We start from the raw sequence: 19,450 nt of genomic DNA, 5'->3' as shown, positions 1-19,450 counted from the left end.
GGCCTCCGGGTCAGCGCCGTTCGCTGAGCGAGTACCGATAGACGCCGCCATGCTTTTTCAGCATGTAGGCGAAACCGGCCAGGTGCTTCAACGTGAGCTTCGAGAACTTGCGCGTGCGCCGCTTGTAGTCGTGGATGACGGAGATTTGGCGGCTGTAGTAGTTGCGCAGGCCCATCTTCCGCGTGCGCACGCAGAATTCGGCGTCCTCGGGCCCGAAGAAGATGCGGTCGTCGTATCCCATCAGCAGTGCGGCCACTTCCTTGGTGAAGGTCTGGTTGGCACCCAGCACGTAGTCGACTTCCATCGGGTCGTTCCCGTCGTCGAAGCGCGTGTCCAGCATGAGGTGCCGCTCCAGCTCGCGGCGCACGAATCCCAGCCGGCGGCTCAGCGGGACGCGCGCCGCGATGGGCTGGTAGAAACGCGGGAACCGCCGTGTCGAATCCTGGCGGCTGCGATCGATGTTGAGCAGTTCGAAGCCCACCACGCCAGCATCGGGATGCGCCTGGAAAAACTCGTCGACGATGCTGCCGGGGTCGTCGGTCAGGAAGATGGTGTCGTTGTCGAGTGTCATGCAGTACTTGCCGCGGGCGAGGAACAGGCCGCGGTTGCGTGCAGGCCCCACGCCGAAATTGCGCTCCAGCGGGAAGTAACGGATTTGCGGCAGGGTGGCGACGAACTCGGCGCTTCCGTCGGCGGAGCCGTTGTCGACGACGATGACTTCGTCGCGGGAAAAATCTACCTTGTCCAGCAGCGAGCGCAGGCAGCGCTCGAGGTTGCCCCGCTCGTTCCAGGTGATGATGACGATGGACAATCGCACGGCGGCCTCGCTCATGACGGCGCTCCAACAGGGGTCGTGGGTAGGGAGGAGGGAGTGATGACGGCATTGGCCTTCACCACGAAATTATCCGGAATGACCACCGGGCCGAAGATGCATGCACCGGTGCCGATGGTCACGTTGTCGCCGATGATCGGCGTGCCATCGCCCGGCCATCGGTTCCCGATGCATACGCGGGCATACAGCGTGCAGTTCGCGCCGATGGTGGTCTTGCCGTTCACGATGACGCCGAACGCGTGATAGATCACGAGCCCGGGGCCGATCGTGGCCGTGGTCGGCAGGTAGCACTTGTGGACGAACTCGGCCAGTTTCTCGAAGACGCGCAGTGGCGCGTGCAGCCGGCTTCCGCGAGCAGTCGCGATCAGGCGGTAGCACAGGATGACCCAGAACGACTGGTCCAGCATCCACCACAGCATGCCCCGGTAGCCGGGCATGGACTTGTAGCGGCGAACGTCCGCGCGGAAATCGTCAAGCATGGTGCGCCACCGCCGGGAATGCTTCTTCGCGTCTGCTTCTCGATGCTTGTCGCAGCCGGGCGCGACGCAGGTCGTCCCGTGCGTAGAACATGCCCACGAAGAACCAGAAATACGCCTCGTAGCCGCTGAATTCGATGAAGGCGAGCATCAGGTACAGGAGAAGGAAAGCCTTGAGATTGCGCTGCTGTCCCTCGGCCGGGCGGAACAGGATGTGCCCCACCATGAGCAGGAAGAGAAGCAGCGACTGTATGCCGCCTTCGAGCAGGAACTGGAGGTAGATATTGTGGACGTTGTTCTCGACGAAGGTGAGCCCGGAAATCTGCTCCATGAGCGGAACGCCGTTGCCCACGCCGTAGCCGAACAGGTTGTGTTCCAGCGCGAGGGTGGCGCTGTTCCAGAGGGCCAGGCGTCCCACGTTCTTGTGCTCGAGCTGGGTTTCCGCCTGCAGGTTGAAGCGGTCGAGGACAGGAATGTCCACAACCGACGACAGGACGAGGCCCCCGACGAGCACGACCATCGCCACGCCGATGAAGGTGTAGAAGTAGTACGACCGTGTCTTCCTCGCGCGATAGGCGGCGATGCCGATCGACACGGCCGCACCGACGAGGCCGGCGCGCGAGAGCATGGTTGCGCTGGTGAGGAAGGCGATGCCCGCCGCTATGGGATAGGCGCGTGTGCCGAGCAGCAGGATGGACAGGAGGGCGAGCAGGCTGGCTTCGATATTGCGGCCGCCAGTGGACATGTAGAGAATGCTGGAGGCGCCTTCCGTGCGGGCATACACGGCGCCGAGCTGGCCTGCGTATACCGCGTCGCGCACCAGGATGAACGCGATGCAGCAGCCGAGAATCCACACGAAGATGCGGCGCAAGTCGAGGTCCGGAAGCTTTCGTCCGAACACCGTGCCGAGAAAATAGGAAGCGGCCACGAACACCACCAGCGTGGACCGCATGCCGCCCCCGTACACCGCCGCCGCACCGATCGACGTGGCGGCCAGGGTGGCAATGAAGGCGGTGGCCGGATTCAGCTTGAGGTAGCGCAGTGCCGGAAAGTAGAGCATCGGCATCAGCAGGAGGAGGATATGGTAGACGTTCACGTGCGACTTGCTGGCCGAGCTGTGCGTCAGGGGCACCTGCACGAACAGCATGGCCATCAGCGCCACGGCGGCGGCACGGGTCTTGTTGATCTTCATCCGATCGCCACGCCGAAGAACTTGTGCAGCAGCAGCTTCACGGTCGATTTGTAGCCGCCCAGGGAGACATTGCGCACGATCTCGGCCAGGGGCGGCCGCTCCCGATTCATCACGTACTGGATGTTGCGGTGGTTGCGCCGCTGGTCGGCGTTCATCAGCCGCTCGTGCTTGGCGATGAAGCGCCCACTACCCTCGGCACGCTTGCTGGAGTTGCGGATGCGTGCGCGCGAGCGGTCGTCGTCCACGAAGGAGAGCAGCGTACGCGCCCGTACCGCGGGTCCGAAACGCTCCGCCAGCCGGATCCACATGTCGTAGTCCTGCCAGGCGGGCATGTCTTCGTCGAAGCCGCCGAGCTCGCGCATCCGCGACAGCTCGGTCAGCACCTGGTTGCCCGCGAGGTTCGCGTACAGCAGGGCCTGGAGGTCCAGCGGGTCCGCCTTGGCGAGTTCCGCCTCGTCATGGACGCGGTCGCGCAGCGCCGCCACGTCGGACACCGACTGGAAGTACCGGAACCGGCTGCACGCGAACGACGGCCGATGCCGGCGGTAAAGGTCCACCAGGCATTCGATGCGCTGCGGATGGAAGAAGTCGTCGTCGTCCAGGCCGGTGACATAGGTACCGGAGGCGTGCTCGATGCATCGGTTGCGCGCGCGGCAGGCACCTTGCGGCGTGTCGTTGCGCAGCACGGTGAACTTGCCCGGGTAGCAGCGGGCGTACCATGCGAGCACCTCGGGCGTGTCGTCCGTCGAGGCCTCGTCGCATACGAGGATCTCGATTCTCGGCCAGGTCTGTTCCAGCACGGAGTCCAGCGCCCGCCGCAACAGGGCGGACCGGTTTCGCGTGGGAACGTAGACGCTTACCAGGGGTACGGTCGTGTCGATCATCAGGCACCTGCCGGCTGCGCGATTCGGGAGAGCCACGCGTCCCTGTTGCGCCAGACCACCCATAGCAGGGACGGCGTCACCAGGAGGAAGCGGACCACGCTCGCCTTCCAGTCTTCACCGGGATAGAGGGCCACGGCGAGCATGAGGAAGGCATAGGGCACGAAACTCTCGACGGTCCACGAACCGAAGAACTCGCGTGCCGTGATCTGGATGATCTTCGAGGAAAAGAAGTAATAGGAGAGGACGGTTGCCAGCACCTGGCTGACGGCCAGCGCCACCGCCATGACTTGCAGGGAGCCCGAGTACGCGCCGATGACCGTCACCAGAAGAGCCACGCCGCAGATCTTCAGGTTCCAGCCGAATTCGATGTCCGACCGCCCGAGGCTCTGGCTCAGCGCGCCGATCAGCGAGCCGAGCGGACGCAGCATGCCGAAGAGCAGCATGAGCGGAATGAGCTGCGACACACCCGCATAGCGCTGCCCGTACAGGATGGTCACCGCCGCGGGCGCGAAGACCGCCAGCATGATGAACACGCCGGCGGCGGCCACAGACACCACGCGCAGGCCGGCGAGGTAGAGGTTGCGGAGTGCGAGCGGATCGTTCTGTCGCGTGGCCAGCCTGGGGAGCGCCAGGCGCTGGACCACCGGCATGATCAGCTTGGTGGGTTGCAGTACCAGTTCCTTGGCCAGCGAATACACGCCCAGGGCGGCCAGGCCGAGGAATTTGCCCAGCACGATCTGGTCGGCCTGGCTGCGCAACTGGTTGATCACCTGCGAGCCCAACTGGAACGCGCCGTACCGCAGCGCCTGCCGCACGATGGCGCGGTCGAACCCGCCACCCGGATGCCAGTCGCGATCGGCGGTGACCACGAAGCAGACGAGCCGGACCAGGCTGTTCACGATCATCGCGTACACCGCCGCCTCGATGGACGCGCCGAACGCGAGCACCAGCACCAGCAGGGTGGCCAGTCCGCTCAGGCGGCCAAGCACTTCGATCCGGGCCAGGCGGGGAAGCCGGAACGACTTGATCAGGCTGGCCTGGTATTGCGCGGCCAGGCCGAGCAGCACGAAGTTCACGGTGGACAGCCGCAGCAGGTCGCCCAGTTGCGAAGACCCGTAGAAATCCGCGATGGGGTAGGAGATGCCGAACAGCACCAGGGCGGACGACGCTCCCAGCCCCGCACTGATCACGAACAGCGAGGTGCGCTCCCGGCGGGTGATGTCTTGGCGATGCACGAGATAGCTGCTGAGGCCCATGTCCTGCAGCAACGTAGCGATGGCATTGACCACGTTGACGATGGCGAGGGCGCCAAGCAGGTGGGCGTCGACGTGGTGGGCGAGCACGGCGATCTGGAGCAGCTGGCTCGCAGCGCTGACGATGGTGGAACCGGCGGTCCAGAGGGCATCGCGTCTGGCGGAAGGCATGGCGCGGATCTCCTAGACCAGGCGAGCGGCGAGCTGGTCGTGCAACCGGCTCTGGTTGAAATGCGTTTCGACGGTGTGGCGCGCGTAGCGCGCGATGGCGGGAAGGTCGTAGTCGCCGCGCTGGATGCTTTCCAGCCGGTCGGCCAGTGCATCCACGTCGCGCTCCGGCACCAGCCAGCCGGACCGGCCGTCCTCGATCAGTTCCGGAATGCCGCTGTGTATCGTGGATAGGCATGGCACGCCGCTGGCCATCGCTTCCATCAGCGAGACCGGGATGCCTTCCTGGTCGCCGTCCTGCGCCGTGACACTCGGCAGCGCGAACACGTCGGCGCGGGCGAGGGCAGCCTGTACATAGGCCTTGTCGCGGCGTCCGCGGATGTGGATGCAGCTCTCCAAAGACTTTGCCGCGACGAAGCGTTCGAGATCGGCCTGCAGGGGACCGTCCCCGATCACTTCCAGTTCCACCGGCACCCGGCGCCATGCAAGCTGGCCCACGGCGTCGCAGAGGTATGCGATGCCCTTCTTCTCGACGAGGCGGGCCACGCACAGCACGCGCAGCGGGCGCGTCTGTTCGGGCACCCTGTCCTCAGGCGGTGCGAAGCGGAAGCTGTCGAGATCCACGCCCATGCGGTGCACGTGGATCTTTTCCGGCGCGCAGCCGAGCGCCATCAACTTCTGACTCCACAAGGCGCTGATGGGCAACATGTGCTCGCCGGTGTCGAACAGGCGCTGGTAGTCGCGCAGGTGGCGTTCGAGCACGCTGTGCTGCGACAGGTCGTACCCATGGAATACGGTGTACAGCGGGCCGTCGAGCAGGCCCAGGCTGCGCAGGTGCGCCGCCAGCACACCGGTGGGGCCGAAATGCGCGATGATCGCGTTGGCCTTCAGCGGTTCGCGCAGGCGCCTCGCCGCCCCGGCGAGTGCGAGACTTTTCGCCGCATGTCCGTAACGCCGTACCGAAAGCGCACGGCGAACGCGGGCCCGCGGCAGGCCGGGCAACACCTCTTGCGCCCGTCGCAGGGCCACCTGCCAACCGGTGGCACCCCGTGTTCCGCGCGGGAAGATGAACGTGGCGCGGTCCATCAGGCCGCGCGTGGCGACGGTGTCGCCCGGCATCGGCTCCGCGCCGCGGTTGACCGCGAGTATGCGCACGTCGAAGCCGCGGTCGAGCAGGCCCACGATCTGGTCGATGACGAAGGTTTCCGAATATTTCGGGAATTCGGGAAGGACGAAAAGCACCGTCATGGTCAGGACCCTATGGCGAGCGTGGCGAGAAGCGATTCGCGCGCGAAGGCCTTTTCACGGGCCACCGCGGCGGCGACGCGCGCGCGGAGGCCGGTATCGGCAAGCAGCGCAAGCACCTTCTCGCGCAGCGTGCCATCCAACAGCGAGTGCACCGGCACCGCAAGTTCGTCGATGCCGAGGCGTTTCATGATCCCCTCGGACTTGTGCTCGTAGTTCAGCGCCACGGAGGGGGTGCCGAAATTCATCGAGATGATCGCGCTGTGCAGGCGCGTGCCGATGGTGAGCACGCATGCACCGAGCTGCCTGCCGAGCTGGACATCGTTCAATTCGTCCATCTCGACCTCGAAGGCCTCGGGATGGCGCAGGCGCGCGCGCACCTTCAGCGCGATCATCCGGTCGTCCTTGGGATAGCCGTCGATCGCGGTACAGGTGGAGAAGGCGCGCACATGGAAACCGGCCTCGATGACCGCATCGAGGAGTTCGGCGAACGCGGCCTCGTACTGTGCCTGGCTGACACCCAGCCGCTTGTCGAAGGGGGCGAGTTCGCGGAAGGTCACCGCTACCGTGGGCCTTGCCGTGTCCGGCGCGACAGGTTCGCCCGGGTGCACGAGCCATGCGGTGTCCGACGTCCAGCGCAGTTTTTCCTCGGGAATGCCGGCCTCCTGCATGTAGCGCGCGCTGACTTCCTCGCGGAGCGCAAGCGCTTCGACCCGACCCATCACATCGCGCGATACCTTGCGGAAGAACGTGTGCTGGAACGGTCCCACGCTATGGCCCAGCATGTATACGGGCTTCCCGGCGAGGAGTGCGCAGCTTGCCTGGTCATATTGGGTGGCGCCGTAGAGGTCGACGAAGAACGAACCGCCGACCTGGATCACCACGTCGTATTCCGCCAGGGAGGCGATGAGGTCCCGATGGAGCCTGGGCAACGGAATCCAGCGCGCCCACCACCGCTTGCGCACGTGGGCATGCAGAAGCCTCGGCACCCAACGGCGCAGAACCTTCGCGCGCACTGCGCCGAGCGGCTTCCTGGCAGCCTCCTGGTAATACCGGTTGAGGGTATCGGGTAGGAGCGGGCGGCCCAGCAGATATTCGGAGCTGACCGGGAAGCGGCTGGTCACATCGATGCGGGAACCGGGCAGGGCTTCTTCCAGGCATTCCAGGAGGCCGCGGAGGATGGCGCAGTCCCCACGATTCCCGCAGGTGTGGTTTCCGACGATCAGGATGCGCGTCATGGTCTTCGCTTCATGCGGTGGCCGGGTGCTCATGGGGGTCAGGCCGGATCGGCCTTGTACGTGTAGTAGGCGTAGGTGGAATAACCGGAAGTGCGGCGCTCGACGGCATTGAAGATGGCACCCTTCAGTTCCACGCCGTTCTGTTCGAAGCGCTGTTTCGCCAGGGCCAGCTCACGCGCCTTGTTCAGGCCGAAGCGCGCGACCAGCAGGCTCGTTCCCGCGTGGTGGCCGATCACCGCCGCATCGGTCACGGCGAGGATGGGGGGCGTATCGATGATGATGAGGTCATACGACGGCACCACGTTCGCGATGAACCGGGTGAAGTTCTCGTGCATCAGCAGTTCGGAGGGATTGGGCGGTACCCGGCCGCGGCTGACGAACGAAACATTGGGAAGCGGACCCGGCTTCACCACGTCGGCCAGTTCCGCACCGCCGACAAGGAGGTCCGACAAGCCCAGCGCGGGCTTGATGCCCAGCACCTGGTGAAGGGTGCCGCGGCGCATGTCGCCGTCCACCAGCAATACGCGCTGGCCGGCCTGTGCGATGACGGCGGCCAGGTTCGCGGAGACGAAGGTCTTGCCGGCGAAAGGACTGGAACCGGTGATCATGAGCACGTTGTTCTTCGCTTCCAGCCGGGCGAAATGCAGGCTGGTACGCAGGCTGCGTATGGCCTCCACGGCAAGGTCGGACGGTTGCGCAATGGCGAGCAAGGGGCCGCGCGGCGGCTTGCCGTGCCGGTTCCTCGGGGCCCTGACGCCGGGCCCTGTGCCAAGCGGTACCGATGCGTATACCGGAAGGCCCAGGTCCTCGATGGCCGCCGGGTCCTCGATGCCGCGGTTGAGCACCTGACGGAGGAACACGAAGGCGAGCGCGAGGAAACCGCCCAGGAAGGTCGCCACGACCACCACCAGCGCCTTGCGCGGCTGCACGGGCTGGGTCTTGTCCACCGCCGAGGTGTCCACGATACGGACGTTTCCGACGGTACCCGCGCGCGCAATGTCCAGCTGCTGGGCCTGGTTGAGCAGGCTCGTGTAGGTATTGCTGCTTACCTGGACGTCGCGGTTGAGCTTGAGCAATTGCTGCTGCGTGTCGGGAAGGTCGCCCACTTCCTTCTGCATCTTGTCCTTCTGCGCCTGCAGCTGGCCCATCTGCTGTTGCAGGGCCTTGTACGCCGGATGGTCGTGTGTGAAGCGCCGATCGATGTCCGCTTCCTGCAGGTGCAGCTGCTGGATGTTGTTCTCGACGGCGACGATCTGGTCGAGCAGGCCCTTGGTCTGCATGCTCAGGTCGATCGAATGCGCCTTCGTCTGGAATTCGTTCATCGCCGCCTGGGCGCGGTCGAGTTCCTGGCGAACCTTGGGCAACTGGTCCTTCACGAACTGGAGCTGGCTGGCGGCTTCCGCGGAATTGCGTTCCACGTTCTGGCGCACATAGGCGGACGTGATGTGCGCAAGCACCTGTTGCGCCAGATCCGGATCGGCATTGTTGTAGGTGAGTCCGATGATGCCGGAGTCGTTACCTTGTTCCAGGGCGACGACGTCGCCTTGCAGTTTTCCTATGGTCGTCAACGCCGGCTGCACCACCACGTCGAATCGCGTGCCCGGATTGGCCGTGAGCCGCTTCAGTTGCATCGTCACGCCGCCGCCGTGCAACAGCTGGCCCGCCGCCCCTTCGAGGATGCGCTTCCCGTTGTCGTCGTACAGACCGTACCTTCCGCTGTCTTCCGCCCTGAGCTCGAGCTTCTTCCCCATCAACGTGTCGGGCACGTCGAGCTTGAAGATGTCCACCACTTCACCGCCCCAGCCATAGCGGCTGAGGCCGAAGCGCGGCTTGCCGAGATCACCCGGCTTGTGGCCTCGCGACAGGTAGTCGCCCAGGAGGGGAAGGCGCTGCGGTTGTACCTGCACGTCCAGGCGCAGGTCGTTCACCGCCGTGCCTACCACCAGGCGGGAGGTGATGAGCGCGATCTCCGTGGTGGCCTGCGACCCTGTGGTGCCCAGCGACTGGGTAAGGTCGCTCAGCCCCGGAAGGGTGGGAGTTTTCTGCTCTACCTGAACGACCGCCGTCGCCTGGTAGATCGGCGTGGCGAGCATCGTGTAAAGCACGCCGGCCACGAGGAAGGTGCCGGTAATGGCGGCGATGATCCACTTGTGGTCGAGCAACGTGCCGAACAACGCGTTCAGATCGATAGTGTCTTCGTCATGAACCGGCTCAATCTTGGTCGTCATGCGGCTTGATGTTTCCCGAATCTGAATGGACGTCTAAACGTTTATATCGCCGATAGTCTGAATGAGTCGGGAAGATGTGTTCTGCAAGCCACTGATAACATTCGAATTCCGGGCAAGACTCAGCGCGCCGGTCCTGAAGGGCCGAACGCTTCGTCGCACCACCTTGGGGCACGATTTCGGGGTCATGAGGCGGACGCAATTCGGAGGGCGACTGACTGTCCCGCCCATGCCGACGCCATTCGTGGTCGATCACGATGTCCTTCGCCATGCCGATGCCTACATGCAAGGGGAGTAGGGAACCGGCTTACGACCCCGAGAATAGTTGGCGCTCCGGACCGGTCAAAGTGACGAACGTCGTTTTTGCGACGCGCGTCAAGTAAACGTCGCCATTGTGTCGGCATTAAGGCAAAATTGTCATGACGATGCTAATGCCAACGGCCTGGCGCGTATCATTGCCGCTTGCGATAACTTGCTCAGAGCTTCCTGGGGCGCGTGCCTCATCCCATTAATGACGAGTCCCCCCAAGCTGCCGGGCTTCATCCTCACCCGCCGCTGGCGGGACACGGGGCACGGCACCGACCTCGAATTCTGGCTGGCCACCGACGAGGGGTCCAGGCAGGTCGTGATTTCGGCGCAGACGTCCGTGGCATTCGTGCCGGCGTCCCGGCGAGCGGACGTGGAAAAGGCCGCCCGTGGGGGCGCCAATGCGGAACTGCGCCCTCTGCCGCTGAAGACGTTCGCCCAGGAGCCGGTGCTGGGCGTCTATACGCGCAGCCATAAACAGATGGTGACGCTGGAACGGCGCCTGAGAGACCGCGGCATCGCCTTGTTCGAGGCGGACATCCGGCCACACGACCGGTTCATGATGGAACGCTTCATCACGGCCGCGGTGCAGGTCGAAGGCGGGGCGGTGGAGGGCAATCGCATCCTGGACCCGAAACTGGCGCCGCATGCGGATTATCGTCCGGCGCTGCGATCCGTATCGCTGGACATTGAGACCAGCGCACGCGGCGAGCTGTATTCCGTGGCGCTCGAGGGGTGTGGCCAGCGACAGGTCTACATGCTCGGCAGCGCCGCGCCCGATGCCGAGGTGCCAGGCGACTTCGACCTGGAATACCTGGCCGAACCTGCGCAGATCGTGCATCGACTGAACGACTGGTTTCGGGAACACGATCCGGACGCCATCATCGGCTGGAACCTGATCCAGTTCGACCTCAACCTCCTGCAGAAGCATGCCGACGCCCACGGCGTGCCCCTGCTGCTCGGGCGGGGTGGCCTGCCCATCGAATGGCGCGCCCATGGCACCCGCGAGGGTTACCTGTTCGCGCCGATGCCTGGACGGCTGGTGATCGACGGCATCGAGGCACTGCGCGCCGCGCAATGGAGTTCGCCGTCCTTCAGCCTGGAACACATCGCCCAGACGATGCTTGGCGAAGGCAAGGCGATCGACGATCCCTACCATCGCATGGCCGAGATCGAGCGCCGCTTCCGCGAGGACAAGGTCGCCCTTGCGCGCTACAACCTGAAGGACTGCGAGCTCGTCACGCGGATTTTCGCGAAGGCGAACCTCTTCGGGTTCCTGCTGGAACGCGCGCATGTGACCGGTCTTGCCGCCGACCATTTCGGCGGCTCCATCGCCGCTTTCAGCCACCAGTACCTGCCACGCATGCACCGCGCGGGCTACGTGGCCCCCAACGTCGGTGACGTGCCCGACGCTGCGTTTCCCGGCGGGTTCGTGATGAACTCGCGGCCGGGGATCTACGATTCCGTGCTGGTGCTGGACTACAAGAGCCTGTATCCGTCGATCATCCGCACCTATCTGGTGGATCCGGTGGGGATGGTGGAAGGGGAACTGGATCCGTCGCCGGAGGCATCGGTGCCGGGTTTCGACGGCGTCCGTTTTTCCCGCCGGAAGCACTGCCTCCCGGCCATCGTCAACCAGCTATGGGAGCGCCGCGACGACGCCAAGCGCCAGGGAAACCAGCCCTTGTCGCAAGCGCTGAAGCTCCTGATGAATTCGTTCGTCGGCGTCCTCGGCGCACGGAACTGCCGCTTCTTCGATCCCCGGCTCGTGTCGGCGGTGACCCTGCGCGGTCATGAAATCATGCGATGCACGCGCGAGCTGGTCGAGGCGGAAGGCTACGAGGCGATCTATGGCGACACCGACTCCATCTTCATCTGGCTGAAGCAGCGTCGCAGCAACGCGGAAGCCGAAGCCATAGCGGTGGCTCTGGTAGAGAAGATGAATCGATGGTGGCGCGAACACCTTGCGGCCACCATGGGGCTGGAGAGCGCCCTCGAGATCGAGTTCGACACCCACTACAGCCGGTTCTTCATGCCCACCATCCGCGGCAGCGAGGAGGGCAGCAAGAAGCGATATGCGGGCCTCGTCAGGAACGACGACGGTAGCGAAGAAGTCGTTTATCGCGGCCTCGAGACGGTGCGCACGGACTGGACGCCCTTGGCTCAGCAGTTCCAGCAGGCGCTGTACCTGCTCGTGTTCAAGGAGCAGCCGTACGCGGAATTCATCAAGGACTATGCGCGCCGGCTTCTCGCCGGCGACATGGATGAGCTTCTGGTTTATCGGAAGCGCCTTCGCGGAAGGCTCGACGAATACCAGCGCAACACGCCACCGCAGGTACGCGCGGCTCGCGTCGCGGACGAGTTCAACGCGCGGCACGATCGACCGCTGCGTTACCAGAGCGGTGGGTGGATCAGTTACGTGATGACCGTGAACGGTCCGGAACCCGTCGAGGCGCGCAGCTCGCGCATCGACTATGAGCATTACCTGTCGAGTCAGCTACGACCTGTCGCCGATGCGATCCTCGTGCCGTTGAACGAGAGTTTCGCCAATCTCACCAGCGACCAGTTCGGCCTGTTCGAGGCGTGAGCCACTTCCGCGGGCGTGCGCTTCTGGTTTAGTGTGCCGCGATCTGCGCTTCTGACGAGGGAGATGCCGCCATGACCGCTCCAGCCAAGATCACGCCGTGCCTGTGGTTCGACTTCAACGCCGAAGAAGCGGTGAGTTACTACCTGTCCATCTTCAAGAGTGGCCGTGTGCTGGAGGTGTCGCATTACGGCGACGCGGTGCCTTCCCAGAAGGGCAAGGTACTTACGATGCGCTTCGAGATCGAAGGCCAGCCCCTGCTCGCGCTGAACGGGGGCCCGCAGTTCCCGTTCACCGAAGCCATCTCCCTCATGGTCGACTGCGAGACACAAGAGGAAGTTGACGAGCTCTGGGCGAAGTTGGGCGCCGGTGGCAGCGAAGGCATGTGCGGCTGGCTGAAGGACAAGTTCGGCCTGTCGTGGCAGATCGTGCCGCGGCAGATGATCCCGATGTTCAACAGCCCCGACAGTGCCGCGGCGGCACGCGCCATGCAGGCGATGATGTCGATGCGGAAGATCGACCTCGCGAAGATCAAGGCGGCCTTCGACGGGCGGTAGCGGCGGGACAGCCGCCGCTACCGGTGCTTCGCCGGGGGTCAGGAAGCCTTCTTCCTGGCCTTGCGCTGCTGCTCCACGTAGCCGCGATAGGCATCCATCGCGGCGTCGCGGCGCAGAAGCTTCGATTCCGGATCGACGACGTACAACGCGTTCGCGGTGGGCAGCGCGACATCGCCGCGGCCATCGGCCATCGGTAGGGTCACGATGCGGTCACCGACCTTGACCTCCACCGGCAGCGGGAAGGGGCCGTTGCCGGGTACCGACCAGGCAAGGTGTAGAACCTGGCCTTCCTGCTTCACCTGAAGGTCCGGGAGCGCCGCCTGGTAGAGGTACACATTGAAGAACCAATGCATGTCCTTGCCGGTGACCTTGTCGACGTTGTCGATGAATTCCTTCGTCGTGCCATATCTCGGCGCGAAGTTGCCGGGTGCCGGGTTCTCTGTGCCATAGACCATGAGGCGTACCGAGCGGTAGAACGCGTCGTCACCGATGAGGTTGCGCAGGGTATGCAGCATCAGCGCACCCTTGTTGTAGATGTCCTGACCAGGACCGCCGCGCTCGTCGTTGTAGACATCTTCCTCGCGTCGTGGCGTGCCCGACACGATCGGATGATGGTTGGCGACGATCGTGCGCAGGCGCATCAACGTGGAGAAATAGGCCTGCTTGCCACCGATGGCCTCCGCGTACAGCGGCTGCATGTACGTCGCGAACGCCTCGTGGATCCACATGTCGTCCCAGTTGGCATTGGTGACCTGGTTGCCGAACCACTCGTGCGAGAGCTCGTGTTGCAGCAGGTCGTCGTAGCCGTACGGCGTCTTGGCGTACTCGTTGCCGTAGGCATTCACCGTCTGGTGTTCCATGCCCTTGTATGGGGTTTCCACCACGCCCATCTTCTCCGAGCGGAACGGGTACGGACCGATGGTCCCCTCAAGGAAGTCGAGCATGTGCGGGAACTCGGCGAACAACGCGCGAGCCTTGGCATCGTCATCCACATACCAGTAATGCATGGGGTAGGTGTCGCCGAAACGGCTCGTATAAGTGCCCGACAGCTCCCGGTAGGGGCCGATGTTCAGGGAGATGCCGTACGTACTCACTTCATGCGCGCGCCAATGGTAGGTACGCATGCCGTCCTTCTCTTCCATACCCACGGCAACGCCATTGCCCACCGCTACCAGCGGCGCCGGCACCGTCACGTGTTCGTCCACGAGTTTCGGACGGCCGGTGGGATGGTCGATGCAGGGCCAGAAAAGGTCGCAGCCTTCACCTTCCACCGCAGTGGCGATCCACGGCTGGCCGTCGGGTGTCGTCGACCAGACCATGCCGCCGTCCCACGGTGGCTTGACCGCCGTGTGCGGGCGGCCGTGGTAGATCACCCGCACCGCTGTGGTGGCACCGGCAGCCAGCGGACGCGGAAGGTCGACCTCGAGATGGCCGTCGGCATTCCGATAGGACGACCCGGCAAGCCGCTGGCCGTCAACTTCGACCGCGTCGATCGGCAGGTTGCGATCGAGGTCGAGCACCATGCGCTTCAGCGGTGACTTCAACTGGAAGGTGAGGGTGGCATCGCCTTCGAGGCGGCGGGCCTGCGGGTCCACACGGAAATGCAGATCCGCGTGCTCGAAGCTGACAGCCTGTTGTTCGGGCGTGAGCGGGGCGCCGGAGTTGATGGTGAAGTCCGTGAGCGGTGGCGGCTCCGGCGGCGCGGAAGGCGAGCACGCAGCGGCGCTCAGCGCGAGGCAGATGCCCAGCGGAAGGGTATGTCGCATGGTCGGGACGGTCCTGGGAGGGATAGCGAACACCCGACCATAGGAAGCCGGAAGACGGTCGCGCATGTGCCGGTAGTCAGGGCAGCCCGCGCCTGTAACCAAGGTGGCCACCGCAGCGAACTCGCAGGTGCCGGCATCTGGCCGGCGTCGAACCTGCAGGGGAACCATGAGTAACCGTCACATCGCCGCTCTCGCGCTCACGCTGGTCGCCGCGGCCGGCATCGCCCATGCCGAGGACCAGTCCGGGAAACCCGAGGTGAAGGCCTCCGTCGAGAAATGCTGGGGTGTCGCGAAAGCCGGTCAGAACGATTGCTCGGCGGGCCCGGGCACGATCTGCGCGGGCACCGCGAAGGCCGATTACCAGAAGAACGCATGGGTCAACGTTCCCGGCGGTACGTGCACCTCGATCAAGACCCCAAAGGGGCACGGCACGCTTACCCAGACCGGCTAAGCTTTGGCCTTCCGCGCCGAGCACCATCGCCGCTCCTGTGAATGCAGGAGTCGTGCGACGGGTTTCACTCGGCGTTGGCCCCGTCCATGGCAGGTTGGCAAGGAACAGCAAGAGGCAAGCGAGCATGGCGACGACATTCAAGGTTGGCGACCACGTGCGCTGGAACAGCGAGGCGGGCTATGTCACGGGCACGATCATTCGGATCCACACCCGCGATTTCGACTACAAGGGACACCCTCGGCGAGCGAGTCAGGACGATCCGCAGTACGAGATCAAGAGCGACAAGACCGATCACATCGCCGCGCACAAAGGCTCCGCGCTCAAGCATGAGTGACACACCGCCGCTTTATACGATCGGCCACTCCAATCGCCCGATCGAGGAATTCCTCGCCGTCCTGAGCGATGCCCGCATCGAGTGCGTGGTGGACGTACGCACCTTCCCCCGGTCGCGTACGAACCCGCAGTTCAACATCGAGGTGCTGCCAACATCGTTGGCGGAGGAGGGCATCGGCTATGAGTACCTCCCCGACCTGGGCGGCCGTCGCCCCAAGTCGAAGGACATCCCGCCGGAAGTCAACGCATTCTGGCGGGTATCCAGCTTCCACAACTACGCCGACCATGCCATGTCGGAACGCTTCCAATCCTCGCTTGCCGCCCTGCTTCGCCTCAGCGAGGAACGGCGCTGCGCGATGATGTGTTCCGAAGTGCTCTGGTGGCGCTGCCATCGGCGGATCATCGCCGACTACGCGATGGCTGCCGGGCGCGAGGTCCGGCATCTATTCGACGTGGGGCACGTGGAGGACGCCCACCTCACGCCCGGCGCGGTGGTCGGCGATGGCATGGTGGCCTACCCAGCTTCCCCCTGAAGGCAGACCCCCCCCCACACATCGCAAGTTCTTGCGGTAAGCAAACGGAAAGGTCGGCGAAAGTGAGACGCCGTATTCGTTTGAACGTAGGGTTTGTATATGAACATGTGGCGGGGAATCGCAACTTCATCTCCCGGGGGGGAGGATCAACGTGAATACACTTTGTTTGCGGCGCGGCGTGCTCGCCAGCGCACTGGCCGTGGCGCTGTTCGCGCCCCACGCGTTCGCGCAGTCGGCGCCTTCCGATAGCGAGGCCTCGGCGGGGAAGCAGGACAAGGCCGTCCAGTTGAAAGAGATCACCGTCACGGGCTCGATGATCCCGCGAGTGGAAGTGGAGGGCCCCGCTCCGGTGGTCACCATCACCGCTGAACAGATCAAGCAGCAGGGCTACACCACGCTGTGGGAGTTCCTCGACTCGTTGCCGCAGGTGGGCCAGCAGATCTCCGATTCCGCCGCCTGGGGTTCCAGTTCGGTCAATGCGCGGTCGGTGAACCTGCGTGGGCTGGGCCCCGGGTTCAGCCTGTTGATGATCGACGGTCATCGCGTAGTGGATTACCCGCAGCCGTTGAACAAGCAGAGCAATTTCCAGAATTACAACAACATTCCCACGGGCATGATCGACCATATCGAAGTCCTCGCCTCGGGGGCTTCGTCGATCTACGGCTCGGACGCGGTGGCTGGCGTGGTCAACGTCATCCTGAAGAAGAATTACCAGGGAGACGACCTGCAGGTGACCGGTGGCGGCGCCACGCGCGGCGGGCGGGCCTACGGCGACATCAACTTCTTCGGCGGCAAGTCCGGCGAGAACTGGCACATCGTCTACAACCTCGAGAAATCCAACCGCACGGCGCTTTGGGGTATGGATCGCCCCTACCAGGATTCGGTGGCCGATGCCGGCTATGGCTCCTGGGGCCCCGCATCGCGGATGTTCGGCTACCAGTACGACGCAGCCGGCGCCATCGCCCTGTCGGCGATGACGGGGAGCGGCCAGTACATCACGCCGCCGGCAGGCACCTGCGGCAAGTTCACCAACTCCCAGTTGAGCCAGTCGCACACCGTCACCACCAACGGAACGCAGATCTCGGGGGTGACGAACAACGGCTACTACTGCTCGCAGCCGGCATTGTTCCAGAACTGGGTGCTGACGCCGGGCAGCCGCAGCAACAATGGCTACATCGCAGGCGAGTACGACTTCAAGAACGGCCTGCAGCTCTATGGTTCGGCCGCCCTGTACAGGACGGTGGGCATCTCCAATACCCAGTTGAACGCCTACGGCACGGGTGAGTTCTACGACCAGACCACGGGGCAGGTCATCAAGCAGGCGGTTCGCCAGCTGACCGCGCAGGAAATGGGCACCACCGCCAACACCCACGACCGCGAGCAGAACTGGAACCTGCAGACCGGCTTGCGTGGCACGCTGTTCGACGGCGACTACCACTGGGACCTGAACCTCAACAGCCAGAAGTACACCGTGCGCGAGGACTTCACGGGTTACAACAGCCAGGGCATGAACGACTTCTTCCTCGGCAGGCAGCTCGGCAGCACCGGCGACGGCCTGCCCATCTACGCGATGAACTGGCAGCAGTGGTGGAACCCGATCACGCCGCAGCAGTACAGCCAGTTCGCGGTGAATGGCGAGAACACGTCGTCGTCGTGGCTGGACCAGGCGCAGCTTCGCGTCAACGGCGATCTTTTCAAGTTCCCCTGGGTAGACGAGCCGGTGGGCTGGGCAACGGTACTGGAGGCCGCGCACAACGGGTTCAAGCTCTCGCCCGATCGCCGCGCTGAAGATCCGGAAACCTTCCAGAACCCGTTCGGGGCGTACCTCACCGGCGGCGGCACGCGCCAGCGTTACTCACTGGGCACCGAGTTCCGCGTGCCGGTGTTCAACTCGCTGACCTGGACTATCTCGGGCCGGCTCGACAAATACAACGACGCCAGCAGTGCCGACGTGGCGCGTACCTGGGGCTCGGGACTCGAATGGCGGCCGTATGACGGCCTGCTGCTCCGCGGCAGCTACGGCACCAATTTCAAGGCGCCGGACATGCAGGCCATCTACCTGACCGGCTCCACGTCGCCGGTAGGCGATTACATCGACCCCTTGCAGTGCATCGCGGCCATCAAGGCGGGCCAGACGAACAACACCTGGTGCAACCAGGTACAGCGCCCGACCTCGCAGTACTACACCTTGTACACCAACGGCAGCCGTCTCCTGCTGCCGCAGACCGGCCACTCCTGGACCTATGGTTTCGTGTGGCAGGTGCCGGGGGTGCAAGGCCTCTCGGTGTCGGCCGACTACTGGCACATGGGCGTGGACAATGCGATCCAGTACCTCGACCAGAACACCGTCCTGAACGACGAGGCGGGCTGCCTGACCGGCGTGAAGCCGAACGGCACCTCCGGTTTATCGCCGTACACGGCCCACGTGCCCAATTCCGCGTATTGCCAGATGGTGACGCAGATGGTGACGCGTAACGCCACCGGGCAGGTGGTGACGGTGCAGTCCGGTCCGATCAACGAGGCGTCGCTTTACGTGAGCGGCATCGATGCCTCGCTGGACTACAAGCTGCACACGGAAGACCATGGCGACTTCCGCGCCGGCATCAACTACACCGACAACCTGTCGTACAAGCAGCGCGTGTTGGCGTCCGATGAGTTGCAGAACACCCGGTACCAGAACGTGGCGAGCAGGGTCACGTGGATCGCCGACTGGAACAAGGGTGCGTGGAACGTCTCCATCTCCGGTGTGCGCGAGGGCAGCATGCGTGCCCCCAACTACGACGGCTGCAACGTGCTCCCGAACGGCATCCAGCCGGGCATGGTCACGGTGCCGGACGGCAACCAGTCGATCGCCACCGGCATCTGCCAGGTCACCCTGGACGGCAATCCGGTCAACGTCGCCGACACGACCTACAAGGGCAGGACGCCGGTGTGGATCACCTGGAACACGTCGGTGGGTTGGCAGATCAACCCGGATACACGCCTGAAACTTACCGTGGCGAACATCTTCGACAAGGTGGGAGCGATTCCGTACTACGCGGGCGGCTTCGAGTTCGTGACGACAGGCCAGACGGCCAGCGAATACAACGGCCGCGAGGTGTTCCTGACGTTCGACTACAAGCTGAAATGAGGTTCTTCGCGGAAGTCTGGGGATGCGCGCTGTCTTCGTTACGGAATGAACCTTGGCATTTTGTCTTTGAAGGGCGCGCTGTCGTTTTCGGTTGCGGTGATCGTTCGCGCTTCAGTCGTCGTCCGCGCTTGAGTCGCTGGGTGCTGCCTGCGCAGACACGAGGGTAAGGCAGTCACGGGGAGCGCGTGCCGCTCCCTGTAGGAGCCGCCATGGCGGCGAGGAAAGCTCGCGAGAACCTTGCAAGATAGACAGGACCCTGTGGCAAGTGTGGGAAGCG

Annotated in this window: 16 protein-coding genes; 6 read left to right on the top strand and 10 right to left on the bottom strand. The window is 64.3% G+C overall.

Annotated elements, in window-relative coordinates; genetic code table 11:
* Positions 1-10: 10 nt before the first annotated feature.
* The 9 genes from ACPYOD_RS06870 to ACPYOD_RS06830 are packed head-to-tail and all read right to left on the bottom strand — an operon-like array spanning position 11 to position 9,784.
* A complete protein-coding gene (locus ACPYOD_RS06870) occupies positions 11-832 on the bottom strand; it encodes a glycosyltransferase (RefSeq protein WP_481300990.1) in 822 nt (273 codons plus the stop codon).
* Entirely contained in the window at positions 829-1,311 is a 483-nt protein-coding gene (locus ACPYOD_RS06865) for a serine O-acetyltransferase (RefSeq protein ID WP_481300989.1), read from the bottom strand. Before ACPYOD_RS06865 ends, ACPYOD_RS06870 begins: the two co-directional genes overlap by 4 nt.
* A complete protein-coding gene (locus tag ACPYOD_RS06860) occupies positions 1,304-2,500 on the bottom strand; it encodes an O-antigen ligase family protein (RefSeq protein WP_481300988.1) in 1,197 nt (398 codons plus the stop codon). Before ACPYOD_RS06860 ends, ACPYOD_RS06865 begins: the two co-directional genes overlap by 8 nt.
* Complete coding sequence (locus tag ACPYOD_RS06855; RefSeq protein WP_481300987.1) at positions 2,497-3,384, bottom strand: glycosyltransferase; 888 nt, start codon at positions 3,382-3,384, stop codon at positions 2,497-2,499. Before ACPYOD_RS06855 ends, ACPYOD_RS06860 begins: the two co-directional genes overlap by 4 nt.
* On the bottom strand, positions 3,384-4,808 hold the full coding sequence (locus ACPYOD_RS06850) for a lipopolysaccharide biosynthesis protein (RefSeq protein WP_481300986.1): 1,425 nt from the start codon (positions 4,806-4,808) through the stop codon (positions 3,384-3,386). Before ACPYOD_RS06850 ends, ACPYOD_RS06855 begins: the two co-directional genes overlap by 1 nt.
* A 12-nt stretch (positions 4,809-4,820) precedes the next feature.
* Positions 4,821-6,053, bottom strand: a complete 1,233-nt coding sequence (locus ACPYOD_RS06845; protein ID WP_481300985.1) for a glycosyltransferase — start codon at positions 6,051-6,053, stop codon at positions 4,821-4,823.
* Positions 6,054-6,055: 2 nt separating this feature from the next.
* On the bottom strand, positions 6,056-7,288 hold the full coding sequence (wcaK, locus tag ACPYOD_RS06840) for a colanic acid biosynthesis pyruvyl transferase WcaK (RefSeq protein WP_481300984.1): 1,233 nt from the start codon (positions 7,286-7,288) through the stop codon (positions 6,056-6,058).
* 38 nt (positions 7,289-7,326) lie between these two features.
* Positions 7,327-9,516 (bottom strand): polysaccharide biosynthesis tyrosine autokinase, encoded by a 2,190-nt coding sequence (locus tag ACPYOD_RS06835; protein WP_481300983.1) that lies wholly within the window; start codon positions 9,514-9,516, stop codon positions 7,327-7,329.
* Complete coding sequence (locus ACPYOD_RS06830; RefSeq protein WP_481300982.1) at positions 9,500-9,784, bottom strand: hypothetical protein; 285 nt, start codon at positions 9,782-9,784, stop codon at positions 9,500-9,502. Before ACPYOD_RS06830 ends, ACPYOD_RS06835 begins: the two co-directional genes overlap by 17 nt.
* Before the next feature lie 240 nt (positions 9,785-10,024).
* On the opposite strand from ACPYOD_RS06830, the gene ACPYOD_RS06825 reads away from it, so the two are divergent.
* Both ACPYOD_RS06825 and ACPYOD_RS06820 read left to right on the top strand, forming a co-directional pair.
* A complete protein-coding gene (locus tag ACPYOD_RS06825) occupies positions 10,025-12,406 on the top strand; it encodes a DNA polymerase II (RefSeq protein ID WP_481300981.1) in 2,382 nt (793 codons plus the stop codon).
* A 71-nt stretch (positions 12,407-12,477) separates the two neighbouring features.
* The gene (locus ACPYOD_RS06820) at positions 12,478-12,960 is read left to right on the top strand and encodes a VOC family protein (RefSeq protein ID WP_481300980.1); all 483 of its coding nucleotides are present in this window, start codon (positions 12,478-12,480) and stop codon (positions 12,958-12,960) included.
* Positions 12,961-12,998: 38 nt separating this feature from the next.
* On the opposite strand, the gene ACPYOD_RS06815 is transcribed toward ACPYOD_RS06820, so the two are convergent.
* Positions 12,999-14,726 carry a M1 family metallopeptidase gene (locus ACPYOD_RS06815; RefSeq protein ID WP_481300979.1) on the bottom strand — a complete coding sequence of 576 codons (1,728 nt, stop codon included), beginning with the start codon at positions 14,724-14,726 and terminating at the stop codon, positions 12,999-13,001.
* 166 nt (positions 14,727-14,892) lie between these two features.
* Here ACPYOD_RS06815 and ACPYOD_RS06810 point away from each other — a divergent pair, with 166 nt between their 5' ends.
* The 4 genes from ACPYOD_RS06810 to ACPYOD_RS06795 all read left to right on the top strand — a co-directional run bounded on the left by ACPYOD_RS06810 (position 14,893) and on the right by ACPYOD_RS06795 (position 19,173).
* Complete coding sequence (locus tag ACPYOD_RS06810; protein ID WP_481300978.1) at positions 14,893-15,177, top strand: BufA1 family periplasmic bufferin-type metallophore; 285 nt, start codon at positions 14,893-14,895, stop codon at positions 15,175-15,177.
* Positions 15,178-15,301: 124 nt separating this feature from the next.
* On the top strand, positions 15,302-15,511 hold the full coding sequence (locus ACPYOD_RS06805) for a hypervirulence associated TUDOR domain-containing protein (RefSeq protein WP_481300977.1): 210 nt from the start codon (positions 15,302-15,304) through the stop codon (positions 15,509-15,511).
* The gene (locus ACPYOD_RS06800; protein WP_481300976.1) at positions 15,504-16,043 is read left to right on the top strand and encodes a DUF488 domain-containing protein; all 540 of its coding nucleotides are present in this window, start codon (positions 15,504-15,506) and stop codon (positions 16,041-16,043) included. The genes ACPYOD_RS06805 and ACPYOD_RS06800 overlap by 8 nt, the downstream gene beginning before the upstream one ends.
* A 151-nt stretch (positions 16,044-16,194) precedes the next feature.
* Positions 16,195-19,173, top strand: a complete 2,979-nt coding sequence (locus ACPYOD_RS06795) for a TonB-dependent receptor plug domain-containing protein (RefSeq protein WP_481300975.1) — start codon at positions 16,195-16,197, stop codon at positions 19,171-19,173.
* The last annotated feature ends 277 nt before the right edge of the window (positions 19,174-19,450 follow it).

This window comes from Luteibacter sp. HAY1-4A (genome assembly GCF_056755355.1).
This window is presented reverse-complemented; position numbering and strand designations above follow the sequence as displayed.